This is a genomic window from Mycobacterium sp. MAA66 (assembly GCF_041261665.1).
Taxonomy (GTDB): Bacteria; Actinomycetota; Actinomycetes; order Mycobacteriales; family Mycobacteriaceae; genus Mycobacterium.
On sequence record NZ_JBGCCC010000003.1, the window covers coordinates 358,665 to 378,340 of the forward strand.

Consider the following 19,676-nt stretch of genomic DNA (forward strand, 5'->3'; position numbering starts at 1 on the left):
ATGGCAACGTTGCTTCGCATCGCCACTGCGGGTTCGGTGGACGACGGTAAGTCCACGCTGATCGGCCGGCTGCTCTATGACAGCAAGGCGGTCATGGAGGACCAGCTGGCCGCCGTCGAGCGGACCTCCAAAGAACGCGGAAACGATTACACCGACCTGGCTTTGGTGACCGACGGCCTGCGCGCCGAGCGCGAGCAGGGCATCACCATCGATGTCGCGTACCGCTACTTCGCCACGGCCAAGCGCAAATTCATCATCGCCGACACCCCGGGGCACATCCAGTACACCCGCAACATGGTGACCGGCACGTCCACCGCGCAGCTCGCCATCGTGTTGGTCGATGCTCGCCACGGTCTGCTCGAGCAGTCCCGCCGGCACGCCTTCCTGGCGTCGCTGCTGGGTATCCAGCACGTCGTGCTGGCGGTCAACAAGATGGACCTGATCGATTGGGACCAAAAGCAATTCGAGACGATCCGTGACGATTTTCATGAGTTCGCGGCCCGCCTGGACATCCAGGACGTCACCACCATTCCGTTGTCGGCGCTGGCCGGCGACAACGTGGTGACCAAGTCGGACAAGACGCCGTGGTACGAAGGTCCGGCACTGTTGAGCCACCTCGAAGAGGTGTATATCGCCGGTGACCGCAACCTGATCGACGTTCGATTCCCGGTGCAGTACGTGATCCGGCCGCAGACCCACGAGCACGCGGACCACCGCAGTTACGCGGGCACGATCGCCAGCGGCGTGATGCGTCCGGGTGACGAAATCGTCGTGCTCCCAGCGGGAAAGACCAGCACCATCACCGCGATCGACGGACCCACCGGTCCGCTTGCCGAGGCCTTCGCGCCGATGGCGGTGTCGGTGAGCCTGGCCGATGACATCGACATCTCCCGCGGCGACATGCTGGCCCGGGTACACAACCAACCGCACACCACGCAGGAATTCGACGCCACCGTGTGCTGGATGTCCGACGATGCCGCGCTGGAGCCGGGTCGCGACTACCTCATCAAGCACACCACCCGGACCACGCGGGCTCGGGTGGCGGCGCTCGACTATCGCTTGGACGTCAACACCCTGCACCGTGACAAGAGCGCAACGGCGTTGAAGCTCAACGAACTCGGCCGTGTCACCCTGCGCACCCAGGCCCCGCTGCTGCTTGACGAGTACGCACGCAACGCGGTCACCGGGTCGTTCATCCTGATCGACCCCGACACCAACGGCACGGTGGCCGCCGGCATGGTGCGCGACACCGCCCCCGCCGCAGGTCGGGCCGCGAGCCCAAATGCGGTGCGGCACGCCAACTTGGTCAGCGCGGAGGATCGCCTGTCGAAGGGCAGCACGGTGTGGTTCACCGGGTTGTCCGGCTCGGGCAAGTCGTCGGTGGCGATGCTGGTAGAGCGCAAGCTGCTCGAAATGGGCCGTCCGGCATACGTTCTCGACGGCGACAACCTGCGTCACGGCCTCAACGCCGACCTGGGATTCTCGATGGCCGACCGGGCCGAGAACCTGCGCCGGCTGGCGCACATCGCCACGCTGCTGGCCGATTCTGGCCAGATCGTGCTGGTGCCCGCGATCAGCCCGCTCGAAGAACACCGTGAGTTGGCACGCAAGGTGCACACCGATCACGGCTTCGGCTTCTACGAGGTGTTCATGGACACGCCGCTCGCAGACTGCGAGGCCCGTGACCCCAAGGGGCTGTACGCCAAGGCCCGTGCCGGTGAGATCACCCACTTCACTGGCATCGACAGCCCGTACCAGCGTCCGAAGAACGCTGATCTGCGCCTGACGCCCGACGCCACGCTCGATCAGTTGGCCCAGCAGGTCATCGAGATGCTGGAGGAGCGGCGGTGAACGACCACGACGTCGCCGAGCGCCTCGCGACGCGAGCCGGCGACCTGTTGCTGGACGTCCGCGCCGAGTTCGCCACCGCGGACCCGGCCGAGCGGAAAGCTGCCGGGGACAAGCGATCCCACGAATTCCTGATGACCGAGCTGGCTCGGTTGCGCCCGGACGATGCGGTGCTGTCCGAGGAAGCCACCGAGGAGGAGAAGGCCAACAGCGCGCGGCTGACGTCCGATCGGGTGTGGATCATCGACCCACTCGATGGCACCCGGGAGTTCTCCGAATTGGATCGGGACGACTGGGCGGTGCACGTCGCGCTGTGGCAGGGCGGTGAGTTGGTGGCCGGCGCGGTGGCGCTGCCGGCCCAGAACACCACGTTGCACACCCCGCAGGTGGCTGCGCCCCGTGCGTTCGATGGTGCGCCGCGGGTCGTGGTGTCCCGTACCCGTCCACCGGCTGTGGCGCTGGCGGTGCGTGATGCGCTCGATGGCGTGCTCGTCGAAATGGGTTCGGCGGGAGCCAAAGTCGCCGCCGTGATCCAGGGCCGCGCTGATGTGTACGTCCACGCCGGTGGGCAGTACGAGTGGGACTCTGCCGCTCCGGTGGCGGTGGCCCGGGCTGCGGGACTGCACACCTCACGCATCGACGGGTCGCCGCTGACCTACAACCAGGCCGATCCCAATTTGCCGGACCTGGTGGTGTGCCGCCGGGAACTCGCGGAGCGAGTACTGGCGGTGACTGCGGGGTAGGCCTGCACGAAAGCAACGAAAATGGCTGCGGAGATTGGTGTTTCCGCAGCCATTTCGTCGTCTGGTACCCGTCAGCGGTGAGCCCGAACACGAAAAAGAAGTGTGCGCTGCATTCGTCCGCTAGCTTGGCACCTCATGAGTACAAACCGGACTACCCGTCGATTGATGCTTGCCGCCGGTGCAGCCGCCCTGATCGCCATGGGCACGCTCACCGCCGGATGTGGCAACAACGGTGGGCCATCGCCGTCCACGACCACCACGACGACAACCACCACGGCACCGTCGTCGACCCCGACCCCGACACCGACACCGACACCGACCGAGAAGGACATGAGCCCGAACGGCGGCAACCTGTTCACCCCCGGCGTCAGGGCTCCCGCGGCGCCCACTGAGCCGCCCGGCATCCACCGCCACTAGAACCGCAGTCGCACAACAGGAATGGGGTAGGCATTGTGAGTACCGGCGGAGTCAACCGTCGCCGGATCGCCCTCGCCGGTGGATCCGCGCTGATGGCGTTGAGCACCTTGGTGACCGGATGCGGCACCAGCGGGCAGGGACCGTCCACGACAACTACGACGACGTCGTCGTCTCCCGCCTCAGCGCCGACGCCGACCGAGAAGAGCGTCAGCCCGACCGGGGGCAACCTGTTCACCCCCGGTGTGATTGCGCCTGGCGCACCGACAGTGCCGCCGGGTCAGCATCCGGGCCTCGGCGGCGCCCACTAGCGCGTACGTTCAGCCGGCGGCGGGCACCGGCTCAGAGGTCGCCGATGTGGTCGGTGCCGCGCTGCGTACGGCCACGATGCAGGTCCCGGCGATGGTGAAGCAGAGCAAGGTGTACCAAAGGCTGCCGGTCGGATCGCCGTGCGCCGTGAGCCCGCCGACCGCACCGAAGTAGGCCGGCAGCGCGGACAGCCACAGCACCCCGATGACGGTGAGATACGCCGCGCTGTAGTTCAACAGCAGCGGTGAGGTGATGTAGCGCGGCTCGAGTGCGTTGGGCGTGGTGGTGCGCAGCCGTCGCCATTGATTGACCAGGGCCGGCACGGCGACCGCACACACGATGAGTAATTCCAGCGTGTAGGTCACGCCGCCGGATGTCGAACCATCGGTGACGGCGCCCATCACGGTTGCCGGCAGCGGCAGGATCGCGGTGCCGAGCGACGCGAGGATGCCGGCGACCACGGTGCGCCAGATGACCTGGGCGCCGGTGAAGCGCCGTCCGCGATCGGCATGCTGGCCGACGAAGAATTGCACACACAACGCCAGCGACATCGGCCACAGCGTCGCGAACACCACCACGCTGGGCAGTGGCACCGAGTCGAACATCGGCTGGTTCAGTGAGTTGTGCACCGACCATTCCCACCACCGCAGTTGCGGCCCGAGCTGGTCGAAGACCTCATAGAAGGCGTTGTGGACGAAGCCGACCGCGCAGGCGCCCACCAGAATGCTGTAACGGCGGAAAATCCCTAGGCTGCGGACGATTTCGAAGGCGATGGTGGCCATCAGCGGATAGATGCCCACGATGTAGAGCGGCAATCGGCCCCAGAGGAAGTCCACCGTGAACACGTTGTGCGCGAACATGGTGTCGACGTGCCCGGCGATGCCGAAGGCGCCGGGGAAGTACAACGGCGGTTCGATGATCAACAGGTAGGACACCGCGCCGAACCACAGCGCGATGTTGGTGGCGTCCCCGCGGCGGCGCCACCGGTTGATCGCGTACACGAGCGTCAGTACCGCGCCGATGATCACAGTGAGCTCCAGGACCGGCAGCGTCCAGTTTGCCAGGTGCAGTGGACTGCGAACCTCGATCAACCCGCCGGCCTGCTGACACGAGAAGCCCAGGGAACCGGCCAGTTTGGCGAAGGTCGGCGTACACAGGTCAGGCATCGGTGACTTCCCTCGTCTCAGCGGTGTACCAGTGGGTGACGTCGTAACCGGCGTCGTACCGATCGAACCACTCGGAGGCCAGTGCGGGCAGGTTTTCGTGTGCAGGGTTGTGTCCGGGGATCTGGCTGCGCACGATGCCGGAGAGCGCGGCCACCATTTCGCGCACGGGAAGATGTGCGAACGCCTCGGCGAACGGTCCGTTGTCCTGCACCCGCCCGAACGGCAACCGACGTACCAATGTCTGCTTGGCCCGGTGCATCCGGAAGGTCGACATCGCGTCGACCTTCCGATCCTGCAGCGGCACATGCTCGTTGAAACCCTCGGAGGCCAGTCGGATCATCGCCATCACGTGTTTGAAGATTCTCGGTGCCACCCGCATCCGGTACCAGGGGTCGTCGACGATGTGGTCGTAGATGATCAGTGCCGAACTGCGGTGCTCGACCTCTTCGACGAAGTGCCACAGGAACAGTGATGCGACGCGATCATCGCCTGGGGCGAACAGGGTGTCGTCGTGGTCGAGCATCAATTTGAACGCCGGGGTGAAGGTGGCCTCCAGGTCCGCGGTGTAGGCCAGTCGGTACTTCAGTGGCGTATCGGCGGTCATGTCGTCGAACGACGCGATGACCTTGTCCAGGGTGTCTTTGAGGCCCGGATACGCCTTGATCAGCCCCTTGGCGTGTTGCCGATGCGCCATCGAGTGCTGGCCTTCTTGACGGACGAATGCGTCGGCTTCTTCGGCGACGGCCGGATCGGTGATGTGCGCCATGGCCTCGGGAATCATGCTGCCGATCATCTTCTCGAAGGCAATTGCCAAGAACGACACCGCATTTGCCATCGACGAGAACGCGGGGTTGGTCTCGTTCCAGTCGAACGGGACGGGATGGTCGGCGAACGCGAAGCGCATCTTGCGGATCTGAAGGTCGGTCATGGTCACCTCGAAGTAATCATACAAATGGCCGTAAGTGTGTATGATTACAGCGCGTGGATGCGGATCCGTCAACGGCCCGCCGTGTTACCGTCGCTGCCGATGGCAGGTAAACGTCGCGGCTGGGGTGGGCAGCCGCCAGCCGGTGACGAAGAAGCCGCACAGCGCATCATCGCGGCTGCGGTAGATCTGCTGGCCCGCACCGGAAAAGCGATCAGCATCGCCGACGTCGCCGAATCGCTCGGCGTCATTCGGCAGACGGTGTACCGGTATTTCCCGACCGCCGATGAGCTGATGCGGGCCGCGGCCATCGCGTCGGTGGACGAATTTCTCGACCAGCTCACGGCCGCAGTCCACGGTGTGCACGACCCGGCCGACGCCATGACCGAAGGCGTGCTCTACACGCTCGACGCCGTCGCGCGGACCCCGCACCTGGGCATCCTGATCTCCGCTCCGTACTCCACCGAGCACTCCGGCGACGTCGCCTCCGATGAGGCCAGGGACATCGGTATGCGGATGATCACCCGATTCGACGTCGACTGGGGCGGGTACGGATACGACGACGCCGCACTGCGCGACCTGGTCGAATTCACCCTGCGCATCATGCTGTCCTACTTCGTGGCACCCAACGCCGACCGTCGATCGCCGGAGGAGTTGCGGGCATTCATCCAGCGCTGGCTGGGTGCCGCGATCCTGGCGCAGGGGGCTGCCGGCTCGCGTCGAGCCAAGAGATAGCGGACCGACCTGGCACAATTCGCGCTATGCGGATGTCGGCCAAGGCGGAGTATGCCGTCCGGGCCATGGTCGAGCTGGCCACGGTGGAGGGTGGCGTGCTGGTGAAAACCGAAGACCTGGCCCACGCCCAGGGCATCCCGGCGCAGTTCCTGGTAGACATCCTGACCAATCTGCGGACCGACCGGCTGGTGCGCAGTCATCGCGGCCGCGACGGCGGATATGCACTGGCCCGACCTGCCGCCGAAATCAGCATTGCCGATGTGCTGCGCTGTATCGACGGCCCGTTGGCCAGCGTGCGCGACATCGGTCTGGGCGATCTGCCCTACTCCGGGCCGACGGCAGCATTGACCGACGTATGGCGGGCGCTGCGGGCCAGCATGCGTTCGGTGCTGGAGGAGACCAGCCTGGCCGACGTGGCCGAGGGTCGGCTGCCCAAGCACGTGGCGGTATTGGCCGGCGACTATGTCACCCAGGAAGCCCGCCGCGGTCACTCCTCCTGATGTCCCGCGAACTGGTCAGCGTGCCGAGGCCGCGATCCCAGCGATGAGCATCCGTAGGCCGCGATCGAAATCATCTTCGACGGATACCGTCGCCGCAACCTTCGACAGCGCCGCGACGTGCGGGTAGGCGGATCCGGCGGCTGAGCCGATTCGCGCGGCGGTCTCGCTGGCGTCGCCGGAGAACGGACCGGCCAGTTGGGCCTGCGCCGACCCGGTGACCAGCCCCAATACTGCGTGAAATGCCGACAGTCGGTCGGCGTCGGACAGTCCGGCTCGGTTCAGTGCCTCGACCAGTGCGTCGACAGTCGCAAACCCGGTTGCCGAGGTCATCCGTCGGGTCAGTACCAGCGGGATGGCTGCCGGGTGGGCGCGGACGCCACGCCACATGGCGGACGCGGTGGCGTATACGTCGTCCGCCCAGTCGCCGGTTGTCGGAGGCACTTCGATGCCCGCGGCCACCGCGGCCACCACCAGCTCTTCCAGCCCCTCTTTGCCGGCGACGTAGTTGTACATGGTCATCGGCCCGGTGCCGAGTGTGCTGGCCAGCGTCCGCATGCTCAGCGCGCCTGGGCCCGCCTCATCGACGATTCGCAGTGCAGCCGAAGCGATTTCGTCCGTGGTGAACCGTGCACGCATGAGCAACCCCTTGACAAGTACGTCGTACGTATTGAAGCATAGCCGATACGTACGACGTACCTATGTGAAGGAGCCGATGATGCAGACCATTCCCACCCAAAGGCTTGAGTTCGCCTCGGCCGGCGACCGGTGCGCCGGCTGGCTCACGCTGCCGCCCGATCCCGGCCCGCATCCGGCTGTGGTGTTGACCCATGGTCTCGGTGCCACCCGCGAGATGATGCTGCCGCAGTATGAGCAACACTTCGCCGCGGCCGGCATCGCCACGCTGTCCTTCGATTACCGGCACACCGGATTATCCGAAGGTAAACCACGACAACGCATCTCGATACCGAGGCAATGCCGCGACCTGGTGGCCGCGGTGGATTTCTTGCAACAGAGCCCGGATATCGACGCAACCCGGATCGGCCTGTGGGGCACGAGTCTCGGTGCGATGAACGTGCTGCGGGTCGCGGCAAACCGCACGGACATCGCCGCAGCGGTGGTGCAATGCCCGATTGTGCACGGGCCCGCGGCGGTGCGACGCCTCGGTATTCGGGCACCGCTGCGACTGGTCCCGGCCATGGTCGACGACGCGCTGCGCATCGTGACCGGCCGCGGACGACGCTATGTGCCGATCGTGGGGCCACCGGGCGCGACCGCATTGGTGACGATCCCCGGCGCCGCTGGGGGCTGGTATTCCACCGCGCCCGAGCGAGTGGACTTCGACAACCGGATCGCCGCACTGGACGGCGCGGCGCTGGTCACCAGATCTGCTCTACGACAGGCGGATCGGATAAGTGCGCCGCTACTGGTCTGCGTGTGTGACCGGGAGACCCTGATGGACCCGCGGTACGCCGAGTTGGCGGCACGCCGCGCGCCGCGAGGAACGGCCAGGCACTACGAATCCGACCACTTTGCCATCTACCATCCGCCGTTGCTGAGCGACGTGCTCGCCGGGCAGGTTGCCTTCTTCCGGGAGCACCTCAATGTCGCCGCGTAATACGTTGCGGGCCAACGACCAGCGGTTTGTGACGGCAGTTTCGGAGCTGACGCCGCAGGAATGGGCAATGCCCAGCCTGTGCACCGAATGGCGTAACCACGACGTGCTGGCGCATCTGGTGGTCGGTCTGAGCTATCCGGTAGGCACGTTGCTCGGGACGCTGACGCGCGAGCGGGATTTCGACCTGACCAACGCGGCAGCCGCCCGCGAACTCGCGACGCGCCGTAGCCCGGACCAATTGCTGGCCGACTTCAGCAGGTTCGGCGCCCGACCGGTCGGTATCGGTCGGTACTTTCCGGCCCGGCTGCTGCTGGGTGACCACGTCACCCACGAGTTGGACATCCTGTACGCGATCGGTCGCGAACCTGACATCACGCCGTCGGTGTTGAATGCGGTCCTCGACACCCAGGTGGCGTTCCCGAATCCGTTTGTTCCGGCTTATCGCAACAGCCGGGGGCTACGGCTGGTGGCTGCCGACACCGGCTGGCGGTACGGCGACGGGCCGCTGGTCGAAGGCGGCGCTGCCGAATTGATCTCAGTGCTGGGCAACCGGCGCAGCGCACTGCTCCGGTTGCGAGGCGACGGCGTCGCGCTGTTGGGCTCTCGGGTGATCAGCTCCCCGAGCCGTACGGCCGGGTGATGATCTCCAGGTAGTGCCCACTGGGGTCGGCGAAATACACGCCGCGCCCGCCGTCGTGGTGGTTGATCTCGCCCGGCTTCCGGGCCGCCGGATCGGCCCAATGCTGCACGCCACGCTCACGGATTCGCCCATAGATCGCGGTGAACTCGTCTTCGGAAACCAGAAATGCGTAGTGCTGGGGGCGGATCTGCTCGACATCTTCCATCTGACCGAAGTCCAGGCTGACGCCATGGTTGAGTTCGACGGCCAAAAACGGGCCTGTCGCCGTGGCAGGTGGCAGGCCGAACAGCTCGGTGAAGAACAGGGCCGCGGCCTCGCGGTCGGCGCAGTACACGATGGTGTGGTTGAACGTGATCGCCATACCTCTCGTTTCTACGCCGTCGCGTCACTGCCTGCCAGCGGTGCCTTCACCTGACATGATCTTCAGATATGGCGCGATTCGACCTTCGTGAATTGTCAGTGCCGGTGGTGGTGGCCCCGATGGCCGGTGGTCCGACCACTCCTGAGTTGGCGGCTGCCGGCTCGAATGCCGGGGGCTTGGGATTTCTTGCCGCGGGTTATCTGGCCACCGAGGTGCTGGCCGAGCGGATTTCCGCGGCGCGCCAGTTGAGCACCGGCCCACTCGGGGTGAATCTCTTTGCATCACAGCCGAGTGCAGCTCGTCCGGACGAGATCGACCGCTACACCCGAGAACTTGCCGACGAGGCTGCCCGATATGGCGCGTCACTCGGCGAACCTCGCTTCGACGACGATCACTGGGCCGCCAAACTCGATCTGGTCGCAGACCTCAAACCCGAGGTGGTTTCGTTCACCTTCGGTGCGCCGAGCGCCGACGAATGCGCACGACTGCGCCAGGTGGGGATCACCACGATCGCGACGGTCACCACTGTCGCCGAGGCGCAGCTGGCCGTCGCGGCCGGGGTCGACGGGCTCGCGGTGCAGGGGCCGGCGGCCGGCGGACACCGCGGCACCTACGACTCGACGGCTGCCCCGGCCACCCAGCCCTTGGCCGAATTATTGACCGATGTGCTTGCCGCAGTGCAGGTTCCGGTGGCCGCCGCGGGCGGGCTCGTCACCGCTGACGACGTCGCGCAGATCCTCGACGCCGGCGCCGTTGCCGCGCAACTGGGTACCGCGTTCCTGCTCGCCGACGAAGCCGGCAGCAGCCCGGCCCATCGTGCCGCGCTGACCGACCCAAGGTTCACCGAAACCGTGGTCACCAAAGCTTTCTCCGGACGTTACGCGCGTGGCTTGCGTAACCGCTTCGTCGACGACCACGAGTCGCAGGCGCCGTTCGGCTATCCGCAGGTGAACTACTTGACCGGGCCGGTGCGCGCGGCAGCGGTGCGAGCCGGCGATCCCGACGGTACAAATGTGTGGGCGGGTACGGGTTTTCGCAAGATCCGCACCGGCCCGGCCGCCGACATCATCGCCGCGCTGGTATGAGTCGGCGAACTGCAAAGGAGGCGACGTGCGGGGATATCTAGGTGTGGCAATCGTTTTGGTGGCCGGTGCCATGCCGATCGCCGTCGTCCACGCCGACCCGGTGCCGGTACCGCCCTGCGCGACCGGGCAATTGACGCCGAGCCTGGGCCCGCCCGAGGGGGCGGCCGGGACCATCTTCTATCCGGTGATACTGCAGAACGCCGGTACCGCGGCATGCAGCATGTCGGGATATCCCGCGGTGTCGTTCGTCGCCGGCTCGGACAACCATCCGGTGGGCGTAGCGGCGAATCAAGATCCAGAAGCCCCGGGCACTGTGGTGATCGACCCGGGCCAGTCCACGTCGGCGAATCTGGGCATCGTCAACGCCGGCAATTTCCCGGCGGACTGTAACGCGGTCCCGGTCAGCGGATTGCAGGTCAACCTGCCCAATCAGCCCGATCCGCTGATCATCGGACACGCTGACACCGCCTGTGCCAGTGCGGCGTACCCCACCCTGCACGTCGGCCCGTTCACCGGCGCCTAACGTCGGGTGGTGATGGTCACGCTGCCGTCCTCGGCCCGAGCGGTGACCTGTGCTGCGGCGCGGGCCGCGTCATCGGTTTGCGGCACACGGACTTTCAGGTCATTGCCGGCCTGTGCGCGCACCAGGTAGGGGCCGGCGGGCGGTAGGGCGATTTCGATGTCTGCGTCGCGCCCGGTGACCTGCACGGTTCGTGGCGCGGCGTCGCGGAAGTCCACGGAGATATGGCCGTCATTGGTGTCGGCGGTGAATGCGTCGGTCACCGAGATCGCGTCGCGGGTGCGGATTTCGCCGCTCTGCGTGTGGATCTCGATGCGGCGGGCATCGCCGTCGAGCACTACGGCGCCGTCGGTGTTGCGGACGGTCAACTGACTCAGCTCCGATTGGCTGAACAACAGCCCGGTCCGTTGTTTGGTGGTGACGGAAAGCCGGTGGGCGACATCGGGCGGCAAGGTCACGGTGATTTCACCGGGAGGCCCGAAATTCAGCAGTTGCGACGGCGTCCCGGCGATTGTCAGTCCGATCGCGTTGCCGTCGCGGGCGACGGTCAATGCCCCGGCGTCGGTGCGCGACGTGTTCAGCAGGCGCATCCGGACCTTGGGCTCGCGCAGGTTGCGATCGCTGATGATTCGGATCGCAGTGGGCACCTGGCCCGTGTCGATGGTCAGTGCCTCCATGTTTGCGGGCAATGTTTGGGTGTCGGCTGCGACCCGTAATGAGGCGATACCCCAGGCGATTCCGCCTACGCCGACGACGGCGGACACCGTCACCGCAACGGCGGCGATCACCAGCAGGGTACGGATGGCTGAGCGTCCGCTCGGGGTCAGCGATCGTGGGGCGGGCGCGTCGGTCGGATTGGTGACGAACTCGGAAGTCACGGGAAAGTCCTTTCAGTTCTTCAGGATTCGAGGTAGCGCAGCACAGCCAGGACGCGGCGGTTCTCGCTTTCGTCTGGGACGAGGTTGAGCTTGGTGAAGATGGACGCGATGTGCTTCTCGGCTGAACCCACCGAGATGTGCAGGGTGGCGGCGATGGCCGAGTTCGTCTTGCCCTCGGCCATCAGTCGCAGCACGGTGTGTTCGCGCTCGGTCAGGACGGTCAAGGTGGACCGGCGGTGGGTGCGTACCAGGATTTGTGACACCACCTCGGGATCGAGCACGGTGCCGCCGGCGCCCACGGTGGTAACGGCGTCAAGGAAGGCCGGCACGTCGGCCACCCGGTCCTTGAGCAGGTAGCCGAAGCCTCTGGTGTCGGAGGTGATCAGGTCGGCCGCGTAGCGCTCCTCGACGTAATGCGACAGCACCAGCACCGGCGACTCGGGATTCTGACTGCGCAGCAGGGCCGCGGCGCGGATACCTTCGTCGGTGAATGTGGGCGGCATACGTACGTCCACGATGACCAGGTCGGGCTTGTGCTGATTGACCGCGTGCAGCAGAGCGGTGGCGTCGGCCACCCCGGCTACCACGTCGTGGCCGGCATCGATCAGGATGCGCTCGATGCCTGCGCGCAGCAGGGCCGAATCTTCGGCGATCACAATGCGCATGGCAGCACCGCCGTCACTGTCGTGGTTCCGGTCTGCGGACTGGACACCGCGAAAGTGCCCCGTGCGGCGCGCACCCGCTCACCGAGTCCGCGCAGCCCGGTCGCGTCGTCGCCGTCGCTGCCATGGGCACCGCCGACACCGTCGTCGAACACCGAGATACGCAACTCGTCGGTGGGCTCTTGGTAGCGCACCGTGACCACGGCGCGAGTTGCGTTGGCGTGCTTGGCGATATTGGTCAGTGTTTCGGCGACCACGAAGTACGCGCACGATTCCACCTCGTCGGGCAGCCGCTTGGGCAGCTGCACCTCCAACGTCACCGGCACTCCGGAGGTCTCGGCGCGTTGTACGACCGACGACAGTGCCGCATCCAGGCCGCGGTCGGCCAGGATGGTCGGCGCGATACCGCGCACCACATTGCGCAGCTCCAGCAGTGCCGCTTTGGCGTCACCGTGAGCTTCGGCGATGAGCTTGCGTGCCTCGGGCAGATCCGAGTCCAGCTTGGTTTTCGCCAGTCCGATGGTCATGGCCAGCGATACCAGGCGAGGCTGCACGCTGTCGTGCAGGTCGCGTTCGATGCGATGCCGTTCGGTCTGTGCCGAGGACACGGCACCTTGGCGGGCTTGGGCCAACACGCTGACCTCGCGCTGCAGGGCCTCGGTGGGGGAGGCCAGCAGCAGCCAGCGGTCGATCGCCGCGTCCACCTTGGGGCCGAACGCTAGGATGGCGGCCGCGCCGACCAGGGCGATGACGGCGATCAGCCAGGCCAGCGCGGGTGAGATGAACGACAGCCCGGCCGCGGCATCGCTGTTGCTTATCGCGGTGGCGGTAGCGGGGCCCAGCAGCGCAAGGACCACCAGCACAAATGCCGACCCGACCGCGACGATGTCGAACATCATGCGCAGGTAGCTGTGCGCCAGCGTCTTCCAGAACGCCGAGCTACTGACGTCCAACCACAATTGATGGGCCCAGCCCTGAAAACCGTTGTACGGGGAGATCTTTCGGGCAGGAACTGTGATGCCGAAGCCGAATACCGCCTCGCTGCGGCTCCGTTCGATGCGGTCCGTAGCGCGACCGGCATAGACGAACAGCACCGCTGCCACCACGAAACCGATCACTGACGGAATCGAGCTGACGGCGATGATCAGCAGTGCGAGCGGAATCCAGAACCAGACCGTGCCCACTGCGGCGCCGATGATCATCGATGCGGTCGGCACCGCGCCCAGGTACCGGGTAGCTGGCCGTGTCGGCGATGCGGGGGTTGAAGCTATTGCAACCATGCCTCCAACCTAGGGACCGTCAGCAGCGCAGGACACGGCGTTTTCCCGCGAGTCTTGTGGGGGTAAACCCCCACCGGCTTCGTGGACCCCGAGTTCCGGATATCCGGACGTGCCAGAATCGCTTGTGTGCGAATCGGGATGACGATGCCGGTGATGGAACCCAATCTCGACGCGTCCACGCTGACCGCGTGGGCGCGGGTGATCGACGGCGGGCCGTTCTCCTCGCTGTGCTGGGGCGAGCGCATCGCCTTCGACAACCCGGACTCGCTGACCCTGCTCGGAGCGCTGTCCGCCTGGACCGACCGGGTCCGGTTGGTGACCACGGTGATCGTCCCGCAACTGCATGATCCGGTGATGCTGGCCAAGGCGTTGGCCACCGGTGACATGCTCAGCGGCGGCAGGCTCACCGTCGGGCTCGGTGTGGGCGGCCGGCACGAGGATTACCACGCGGTGGGTGCTGATCCGGAGACCCAGACCATGCGCGGCATGGCCGAACGGGTCGCATTGATGAAGCGGGTATGGGCGGGGGAGCGGCTCACCGACTCGGTGCTGCCGGTCGGCCCGCAGCCGGTACAGGCCGGAGGGCCTCGGTTGATGGTCGGCACCATCGGAACGAAAACCATTCGCAGCGCCGCACATTGGGCCGACGGCGTGGCCGGCACCACGCTGGACCTCAACCTCGAACGGGAGAGTGAGCTGTTCGACGTGGCCCGCGAGTCTTGGGCGGAGGCCGGAAAACCCAAGCCGCACTTGGCCACGTCGTTCTGGTTTGCCCTCGGTGACGGTGATGAACCGCGTGATCAGGTACACCGGCACCTGCGCCGCTACATGAACTGGATTCCCGCCGAGTTCGTCGACGCGATGGCGCCGACCACCGGATGGGCCGGTACCGAGGACGAATTATTGGACGTACTACAGAAATTCGACGACATCGGCGCCGACGAGGTGCACCTGATTCCCACCAGCTCGGATATCGATCAGCTCAGGAGCGTTGCAGATGTGGTCAAGGACTTCAACGGAGAGGCTGCGGTATGACCCGCGTAGATGAGGTGCTGGCCGGATTGCCCGGCGTTCGGACCTGGCAGGAAGACCTGTATCGCGATCTGCATCAGCACCCCGAGCTGTCGAATCACGAACACCGCACCGCAAAACTGGTGTCCGACAAGCTCAATGAGTTCGGCTATCAGGTGCACGACAATATCGGCGGCACCGGCGTCGTCGGCATCCTGCGTAACGGGGATGGTCCCTCGGTACTGATGCGTGCCGACATGGACGCGTTGCCGGTCGCCGAAGCCACCGGGCTGGCGTACGCCAGCACCGTCCGCGGCACCGACGCGGCCGGTAAGGACGTGCCGGTCATGCATGCCTGCGGTCATGACACCCATGTCACCTGTCTGCTCGGTGCCGCCGCATTACTTGCTGCGGGACAAGAACATTGGCGCGGCACCGCGATCGCACTGTTCCAGCCGGCCGAGGAAGTCGGTGGCGGCGCGGCCGGCATGGTCGCCGATGGTCTGGCCGACGTGGTGGGCAAGGTGGACATCGCGCTGGCTCAGCACGTCGGAGCCGCTCCGGCCGGCTTCGTCGGCACCTGCAGCGGGCCGATGCTCGCCGCTGCCGACAGCATCCGCGTCACCGTCTACGGGCGCGGCGGCCACGGGTCGATGCCGCATGCCTGCATCGACCCGGTGGTGCTCGCCGCGATGATCGTCATCCGCCTGCAGACCATCGTCTCGCGTGAGGTCGCGCCCACCGAGACCGTGGTGCTGACCGTCGGCAGCATCCAGTCGGGCACCAAGAGCAACGTGATCGGCGATCACGCGGTGCTGGAACTGAACCTGCGTACCTACGACGAAGCGGTGCGCGCCGCGGTGATCGCCGCCGTCAAGCGCATCGTCGTCGCAGAGTGCCAGGCGTCGGATTCCCCCAAAGAACCGGAATTCGAGTTCTACGACCATTTTCCGGTCACCATCAACGACGCCGCGACGACCGAAAAGGTGCACGGCGCCTTCGTCGCCCACTTCGGCGACCGCGCGCTGACGGTCGGCCCGCTGACCGGCAGCGAGGACTTCGGCGATATCCCCAAAGCACTCGGGGTGCCGTCGACCTACTGGGGTTTCGGCGGCATCGATGCGGACACCTTCGTCAGAGCCGCCGAGGCTGGACGGATCAGCCAGGATATTCCGGTGAACCACTCGCCGGCGTTCGGCCCGGTGATCCAGCCGACGCTCGACACCGGCACCGAGGCGCTGGTGGTGGCGGCGCTGGCTTGGCTGTAGCCTCCGGCGTTACGGCGCTTGCTTTGGCCGGTAAGCGATTTCGAAGAAACAGGTCGCCAGCACGCAAAGCGAGATGGCCTCGATGACCTGGATGATCAACATCGTCCAGGTGGTGTGCGCTACCGCGACGAAGAACTGCATGTTGGGGATGACGACGAACACGCCGCCCCAGATGCCCCACCATGCCGCTTTGGCGAGCCCACGTCCGGGATACAGCCGCAGGAACAGGTAGCAGAGCATGGTCAGCTGCAGGATGTAGGTGGCGAACAGGAACGGAAACAGGCCCATCATCTCTGACAGTGGACGCTGCGGATAGTCGCCCGCGGGGTAGCTGTCACCGAACAGCGCCGGTGCCAATGTCTTGTGGAAGACGACGTCGAGAACGAAGGTCAGGATCGATACGGGTATCGCGACAAGCAGGAATCGCGGCCATTCGACGTTCTTGTTCATGACGTCCCTTCTGTTGTGTCAGAAGGTATTTACCGGTCGACGGCCGCTTTGAGTAACAGGTGTCCCGGCAGCCGGTTATTCCAGATCCGCGTATTCGCGGATGAATGCGCCGAAGCCGGGTGCGGTGAAACGCAGCTTGCCGTGGCCGCTGGGCTCGATGAGCCCTTTGTCCATCAAGGAGCGGCGGACCATGCTGATCGCGGTGGTTCCGACGTCCATGCCCGCGGCGATGTCCTTGCGCTGGATCGCGGTATCGCCGACGGCGGCCATCGCCACCAGCATCTTGGCCTCGGCGGGTGTGGTCTGAACCCAGCGTGACCTGAACATCTGGTCCCGGGACTGTTGGAATGCCGCGTGCGCCTCGTGAAAGTGGGTCAAGGTGAGTGTGCTTCCCGGAGCCGGATAGCCGGCAGCCGACCACATCTTGTCGCCGAATTCCTGGATGAAGTACGGGTAGCCCTGGGTCTGCGCCAACACCGCCTCCAATGCGTCGGGGGCCCAGTCGACGCCGACCTCGCGAGCGGGTTCGGTCAGTGCGTAGCGCGCCGCGTCGGGATCGAGATTGGTGATGGGGATGTACTCGAACCGCTCGCCGAAGCTGACGGCTTTGGCGATCACGTCCTGGGAATGGCTCAGCCCTGCCCCGATGACGATGGCGGGGATGCCGTCGGGCTTGGCCTGCAGGTGTTGCCAGGCGTAGGCCAATGCCTTGAGGCCGACGGCGTCTGCGCTCTGGACCTCGTCGATGAAGATGATCAGGCCGCTGGCGTCATGGTCGAGCACGCCGTTGACCGCGGATTCGATGGCGTCCTGCAGCGCCCGGCCGGTGCCGACCGGGACCGGATCGTCCTCGGTGGCGCCGACTCCGATGGAGACGCCGGCGATGCTGACCTTCAGGGTCTTCAGCGCCGCCTTGAGCGCCGTACCCGTCGCGGATTTCCAATTGCGGGACAGTCGGGCGAATTCGTCGGCGAGCGCGGCGGCCAGTGGCCGCTCGTCGCCTGTCGTCACCCAGATTGTGGCGAAGCGCTGCCGCTCGGCTTCTTGTTGGGCTCGGCGCAGCAGACTGGTCTTGCCGACCCCACGTGGTCCCATGAAGACTCGAATCCGGCCGACCAGGCTACGTTTGTAACCGAGGTAGGCCAGCCGCTCAAGGATGGCCAGCATCTGTGGGTCGCGCCCGGGGAGCGCCTGGGCCAGCGCGCCCGGCGTGTAGGGGCTGGGCTGTGAGGACGTCGGCACAGGTCTTTTATACGTCTTTATAGTTCGAGTCCGTTGGAACTATCTATAAATAGGTATAAGTCTGAGTCGGACCAGGCGACACGTGAGCGCGACCATCTCTATGAACTGGGCGCCGGCGGTGGCACCCAGGGATCCTGATATTGCGGCAAGTTGCATTCGGACAGTGGTGCGGCGAGGTAGCCTCCGCGTTGAACACTGCCTGGGCGTGGGAAGGGGAGTAACGGTGAAGATCAAGCTTGTGGCGCCCGTTGGCATCGTCGCAATCGCGGTCGGCATGGCCGGCGCGACGGCGGGTCCCGCCTCGGCGGCCAACAACATCAAGCCGTTCGGTCAGCAGGAGACGCTGAACGACATCGGCTATACGGTCAAACATCTTGCTCCGAGTTCTGACCCGGTGCCCCACAACGGCCAGCTGTACGCAGCGACAGTGAAAGTCGAAGGGCTCGGAGGCTGGGCCACCCCGGTGATCCCGTTCTTCAATGCCCGAGCAGAGAGCGGGGCGAACTACCGGGTCATCGGCGGGGACGTGGCCGCGGCGCCGCCTGGTGGGACCACTACCGGCAAGCTCTACTTCGACGTCGTCGGCGACGTGCCGAACAGCGTCGTCTACAACGACGGTGTTGAGGACCTCATGGTTTGGGTGCCCGGTGCCCCTGTGGGCGGCGTACCCACAGACACCGACGACACCCCAGACACCGCTGGCGACTCCAGCGAGATCATCACCGCACCGCCTGCCGAGGCAGCTCCAACGGGAGGCAATGACTTTGCCCCTCAAGTCATCGCACCGCCTGCCTTCCAGTTCAACGAAGGGGAGTTGGCCGAACCAGGGTTCAACGACTTTTCCGGTGGCGGCGGTGGGCGTCATTGAGCGTCTAGCCCGTCGTCTCTGACAGTCAGTTGTCGGGTGCGGTGACCCGGTGTAACAGCCAGGCCAGCGGCACCGTCGCGGCCAGGGTCACTGCGCCGAGGCCGATCATCGATCCGGTGAACAGCGGCCATCGCAGCACCAGATTCATCGAGACGGCCATGACGGCCACATGCACCAGGAAGATCTCGTAGGAGATGCCGCCGATCCACACCATCGGTCGGCTGCTCAACAGATCGGACCACCATCCGTGGTCACCCAGCGTCAACGGCGCCAGCACAGATACCGCCACAACGGCGTACAGCACCGTCCTGGCCGGAGCAGCATCACCCAATGGTGACGCGGACGCGAGGTAGGTGAACGCCGCGAGAGTCAGCGGTGCGGCTGGGCGCAGGCGAAAGCCGTTGCACGCCAACGCGGCAAGCGCCATGCCGCTGGCGAATGCGCCGATCTGCGCCGGCAACCACATACCGGCCGAATTTGGCAGCCAGTCGGTATTGCTCACCACCAGCATCCACAGTGGGCCGATCGCGGCCACCGCAGCCACGCCGACCAACACCGGCACGGGCCGCCACCGGCGGCCGCCGATGACGGTCAGCAGGACGTGGGCCAGCAGCGGCAGTACGGCATAAAACGAGACCTCCACGGCCAGGCTCCACATCTGTGACAAGCCGGGATGTAGATAGGTCAGCAGAAAGTTGTCGGTGTAGATCTGAGTGAAGGTGAGGTGGCGGACCAGCCCGGCCCAGGTTTGGCCGGGATTGGGGCCCGGCTGGAACACGGCGTACAGCGCGTAGACACCCAGCACCGTGATCACGTAGGCCGGCACGATGCGCCGAATTCGCTGCCAGGTGTAGCGACGAACCGATGGCGGGGCCGAGCCGGTCGCGGCGGCCCTGACCCATGGGGTGAACAGCAGATAGCCCGACAGGGCGAAGAAGATCGGGACGCCGATCTCCAGTCGGGCATACAGCGCCCCGAGGTAATCGGGTGTCAGCTTGCCGGTTGCGAACGCGGCATGGGTGCCGATCACCAATAGTGCGGCAACGCCACGAAGGCCGGTAAGCGATGACTGTCGCGGGCGCAGGGAGGAGGCAGAGCTAGCGGGGGCGGGCCGGGCGACCGGTGCGCGCACCTGAGGCAAAGGGCCGGTCAGCAC

General features: G+C 65.9%; 23 protein-coding genes. 13 read left to right on the forward strand and 10 right to left on the reverse strand.

Annotated elements, in window-relative coordinates; all coding sequences use genetic code 11:
• From cysN to ABIA30_RS14000, 4 genes are all read left to right on the forward strand, one after another.
• Positions 1–1,851: a sulfate adenylyltransferase subunit CysN gene (cysN, locus tag ABIA30_RS13985; protein WP_370066209.1), complete on the forward strand. Its 1,851-nt coding sequence runs from the start codon at positions 1–3 to the stop codon at positions 1,849–1,851.
• The gene (locus ABIA30_RS13990; protein ID WP_370066211.1) at positions 1,848–2,591 is read left to right on the forward strand and encodes a 3'(2'),5'-bisphosphate nucleotidase CysQ; all 744 of its coding nucleotides are present in this window, start codon (positions 1,848–1,850) and stop codon (positions 2,589–2,591) included. Before cysN ends, ABIA30_RS13990 begins: the two co-directional genes overlap by 4 nt.
• Positions 2,592–2,726: 135 nt before the next feature.
• The gene (locus ABIA30_RS13995) at positions 2,727–3,008 is read left to right on the forward strand and encodes a hypothetical protein (RefSeq protein ID WP_370066213.1); all 282 of its coding nucleotides are present in this window, start codon (positions 2,727–2,729) and stop codon (positions 3,006–3,008) included.
• 35 nt (positions 3,009–3,043) lie between these two features.
• On the forward strand, positions 3,044–3,316 hold the full coding sequence (locus ABIA30_RS14000) for a hypothetical protein (protein WP_370066215.1): 273 nt from the start codon (positions 3,044–3,046) through the stop codon (positions 3,314–3,316).
• A gap of 9 nt (positions 3,317–3,325) precedes the next feature.
• Here ABIA30_RS14000 and ABIA30_RS14005 read toward each other — a convergent pair whose 3' ends face one another.
• Together ABIA30_RS14005 and ABIA30_RS14010 are read right to left on the reverse strand one after the other, a co-directional pair.
• Complete coding sequence (locus ABIA30_RS14005) at positions 3,326–4,480, reverse strand: hypothetical protein (protein WP_370066217.1); 1,155 nt, start codon at positions 4,478–4,480, stop codon at positions 3,326–3,328.
• Positions 4,473–5,408: a metal-dependent hydrolase gene (locus tag ABIA30_RS14010; RefSeq protein WP_370066219.1), complete on the reverse strand. Its 936-nt coding sequence runs from the start codon at positions 5,406–5,408 to the stop codon at positions 4,473–4,475. Before ABIA30_RS14010 ends, ABIA30_RS14005 begins: the two co-directional genes overlap by 8 nt.
• A 99-nt stretch (positions 5,409–5,507) precedes the next feature.
• On the opposite strand from ABIA30_RS14010, the gene ABIA30_RS14015 reads away from it, so the two are divergent.
• Both ABIA30_RS14015 and ABIA30_RS14020 read left to right on the forward strand, forming a co-directional pair.
• Entirely contained in the window at positions 5,508–6,140 is a 633-nt protein-coding gene (locus ABIA30_RS14015; protein WP_370066221.1) for a TetR/AcrR family transcriptional regulator, read from the forward strand.
• A gap of 26 nt (positions 6,141–6,166) precedes the next feature.
• Positions 6,167–6,640, forward strand: a complete 474-nt coding sequence (locus tag ABIA30_RS14020) for an RrF2 family transcriptional regulator (protein WP_370066223.1) — start codon at positions 6,167–6,169, stop codon at positions 6,638–6,640.
• Between the two features lie 15 nt (positions 6,641–6,655).
• On the opposite strand, the gene ABIA30_RS14025 is transcribed toward ABIA30_RS14020, so the two are convergent.
• Positions 6,656–7,276 carry a TetR/AcrR family transcriptional regulator C-terminal domain-containing protein gene (locus tag ABIA30_RS14025; protein WP_370066225.1) on the reverse strand — a complete coding sequence of 207 codons (621 nt, stop codon included), beginning with the start codon at positions 7,274–7,276 and terminating at the stop codon, positions 6,656–6,658.
• A gap of 79 nt (positions 7,277–7,355) precedes the next feature.
• Between ABIA30_RS14025 and ABIA30_RS14030 the strand changes: the two genes are divergently transcribed.
• Together ABIA30_RS14030 and ABIA30_RS14035 are read left to right on the forward strand one after the other, a co-directional pair.
• Positions 7,356–8,255 (forward strand): alpha/beta hydrolase, encoded by a 900-nt coding sequence (locus ABIA30_RS14030; RefSeq protein ID WP_370066227.1) that lies wholly within the window; start codon positions 7,356–7,358, stop codon positions 8,253–8,255.
• A complete protein-coding gene (locus tag ABIA30_RS14035; protein ID WP_370066229.1) occupies positions 8,242–8,895 on the forward strand; it encodes a maleylpyruvate isomerase family mycothiol-dependent enzyme in 654 nt (217 codons plus the stop codon). The genes ABIA30_RS14030 and ABIA30_RS14035 overlap by 14 nt, the downstream gene beginning before the upstream one ends.
• On the opposite strand, the gene ABIA30_RS14040 is transcribed toward ABIA30_RS14035, so the two are convergent.
• On the reverse strand, positions 8,867–9,256 hold the full coding sequence (locus ABIA30_RS14040; protein ID WP_370066231.1) for a VOC family protein: 390 nt from the start codon (positions 9,254–9,256) through the stop codon (positions 8,867–8,869). The genes ABIA30_RS14035 and ABIA30_RS14040 overlap by 29 nt on opposite strands.
• A 68-nt stretch (positions 9,257–9,324) precedes the next feature.
• Between ABIA30_RS14040 and ABIA30_RS14045 the strand changes: the two genes are divergently transcribed.
• Positions 9,325–10,341, forward strand: coding sequence for a nitronate monooxygenase (locus ABIA30_RS14045; protein ID WP_370066233.1), 1,017 nt, complete (start codon positions 9,325–9,327; stop codon positions 10,339–10,341).
• Between the two features lie 25 nt (positions 10,342–10,366).
• Positions 10,367–10,864, forward strand: a complete 498-nt coding sequence (locus tag ABIA30_RS14050; protein WP_370066235.1) for a DUF4232 domain-containing protein — start codon at positions 10,367–10,369, stop codon at positions 10,862–10,864.
• On the opposite strand, the gene ABIA30_RS14055 is transcribed toward ABIA30_RS14050, so the two are convergent.
• Genes ABIA30_RS14055 through ABIA30_RS14065 form a run of 3 tightly spaced genes read right to left on the reverse strand, consistent with a single transcriptional unit; the run spans position 10,861 to position 13,681 of the window.
• Positions 10,861–11,739, reverse strand: coding sequence for a hypothetical protein (locus ABIA30_RS14055; RefSeq protein WP_370066237.1), 879 nt, complete (start codon positions 11,737–11,739; stop codon positions 10,861–10,863). The two genes, ABIA30_RS14050 and ABIA30_RS14055, sit on opposite strands and share 4 nt — an antisense overlap.
• Positions 11,740–11,759: 20 nt before the next feature.
• On the reverse strand, positions 11,760–12,404 hold the full coding sequence (locus ABIA30_RS14060) for a response regulator (RefSeq protein ID WP_370066239.1): 645 nt from the start codon (positions 12,402–12,404) through the stop codon (positions 11,760–11,762).
• Complete coding sequence (locus tag ABIA30_RS14065) at positions 12,392–13,681, reverse strand: histidine kinase (RefSeq protein ID WP_370066241.1); 1,290 nt, start codon at positions 13,679–13,681, stop codon at positions 12,392–12,394. Before ABIA30_RS14065 ends, ABIA30_RS14060 begins: the two co-directional genes overlap by 13 nt.
• Before the next feature lie 138 nt (positions 13,682–13,819).
• Here ABIA30_RS14065 and ABIA30_RS14070 point away from each other — a divergent pair, with 138 nt between their 5' ends.
• Together ABIA30_RS14070 and ABIA30_RS14075 are read left to right on the forward strand one after the other, a co-directional pair.
• Complete coding sequence (locus ABIA30_RS14070; protein WP_370066352.1) at positions 13,820–14,716, forward strand: LLM class flavin-dependent oxidoreductase; 897 nt, start codon at positions 13,820–13,822, stop codon at positions 14,714–14,716.
• Positions 14,713–15,960, forward strand: a complete 1,248-nt coding sequence (locus ABIA30_RS14075; RefSeq protein ID WP_370066243.1) for an amidohydrolase — start codon at positions 14,713–14,715, stop codon at positions 15,958–15,960. The genes ABIA30_RS14070 and ABIA30_RS14075 overlap by 4 nt, the downstream gene beginning before the upstream one ends.
• 9 nt (positions 15,961–15,969) lie before the next feature.
• Here the strand turns inward: ABIA30_RS14075 and ABIA30_RS14080 are convergent, their stop codons facing one another.
• Together ABIA30_RS14080 and ABIA30_RS14085 are read right to left on the reverse strand one after the other, a co-directional pair.
• Entirely contained in the window at positions 15,970–16,410 is a 441-nt protein-coding gene (locus ABIA30_RS14080) for a hypothetical protein (protein WP_370066245.1), read from the reverse strand.
• Positions 16,411–16,485: 75 nt separating this feature from the next.
• Positions 16,486–17,652, reverse strand: a complete 1,167-nt coding sequence (locus ABIA30_RS14085) for an AAA family ATPase (protein ID WP_370066247.1) — start codon at positions 17,650–17,652, stop codon at positions 16,486–16,488.
• Positions 17,653–17,875: 223 nt separating this feature from the next.
• On the opposite strand from ABIA30_RS14085, the gene ABIA30_RS14090 reads away from it, so the two are divergent.
• Positions 17,876–18,520, forward strand: a complete 645-nt coding sequence (locus ABIA30_RS14090) for a DUF1942 domain-containing protein (protein WP_370066249.1) — start codon at positions 17,876–17,878, stop codon at positions 18,518–18,520.
• 25 nt (positions 18,521–18,545) lie between these two features.
• On the opposite strand, the gene ABIA30_RS14095 is transcribed toward ABIA30_RS14090, so the two are convergent.
• Positions 18,546–19,652: an acyltransferase family protein gene (locus ABIA30_RS14095; RefSeq protein WP_370066354.1), complete on the reverse strand. Its 1,107-nt coding sequence runs from the start codon at positions 19,650–19,652 to the stop codon at positions 18,546–18,548.
• Positions 19,653–19,676 lie beyond the last annotated feature (24 nt).

Bases quoted from the DNA above. Each gene is read 5' to 3' on its own strand.
- cysN (WP_370066209.1), top strand. From the start codon at position 1: ATGGCAACGTTGCTTCGCATCGCCACTGCGGGTTCGGTGGACGACGGT.
- ABIA30_RS13995 (WP_370066213.1), top strand. From the start codon at position 2,727: ATGAGTACAAACCGGACTACCCGTCGATTGATGCTTGCCGCCGGTGCA.
- ABIA30_RS14005 (WP_370066217.1), bottom strand. From the start codon at position 4,480: ATGCCTGACCTGTGTACGCCGACCTTCGCCAAACTGGCCGGTTCCCTG.
- ABIA30_RS14010 (WP_370066219.1), bottom strand. From the start codon at position 5,408: ATGACCGACCTTCAGATCCGCAAGATGCGCTTCGCGTTCGCCGACCAT.
- ABIA30_RS14015 (WP_370066221.1), top strand. From the start codon at position 5,508: ATGGCAGGTAAACGTCGCGGCTGGGGTGGGCAGCCGCCAGCCGGTGAC.
- ABIA30_RS14020 (WP_370066223.1), top strand. From the start codon at position 6,167: ATGCGGATGTCGGCCAAGGCGGAGTATGCCGTCCGGGCCATGGTCGAG.
- ABIA30_RS14025 (WP_370066225.1), bottom strand. From the start codon at position 7,276: ATGCGTGCACGGTTCACCACGGACGAAATCGCTTCGGCTGCACTGCGA.
- ABIA30_RS14030 (WP_370066227.1), top strand. From the start codon at position 7,356: ATGCAGACCATTCCCACCCAAAGGCTTGAGTTCGCCTCGGCCGGCGAC.
- ABIA30_RS14035 (WP_370066229.1), top strand. From the start codon at position 8,242: ATGTCGCCGCGTAATACGTTGCGGGCCAACGACCAGCGGTTTGTGACG.
- ABIA30_RS14040 (WP_370066231.1), bottom strand. From the start codon at position 9,256: ATGGCGATCACGTTCAACCACACCATCGTGTACTGCGCCGACCGCGAG.
- ABIA30_RS14045 (WP_370066233.1), top strand. From the start codon at position 9,325: ATGGCGCGATTCGACCTTCGTGAATTGTCAGTGCCGGTGGTGGTGGCC.
- ABIA30_RS14060 (WP_370066239.1), bottom strand. From the start codon at position 12,404: ATGCGCATTGTGATCGCCGAAGATTCGGCCCTGCTGCGCGCAGGCATC.
- ABIA30_RS14065 (WP_370066241.1), bottom strand. From the start codon at position 13,681: ATGGTTGCAATAGCTTCAACCCCCGCATCGCCGACACGGCCAGCTACC.
- ABIA30_RS14070 (WP_370066352.1), top strand. From the start codon at position 13,820: ATGACGATGCCGGTGATGGAACCCAATCTCGACGCGTCCACGCTGACC.
- ABIA30_RS14075 (WP_370066243.1), top strand. From the start codon at position 14,713: ATGACCCGCGTAGATGAGGTGCTGGCCGGATTGCCCGGCGTTCGGACC.
- ABIA30_RS14080 (WP_370066245.1), bottom strand. From the start codon at position 16,410: ATGAACAAGAACGTCGAATGGCCGCGATTCCTGCTTGTCGCGATACCC.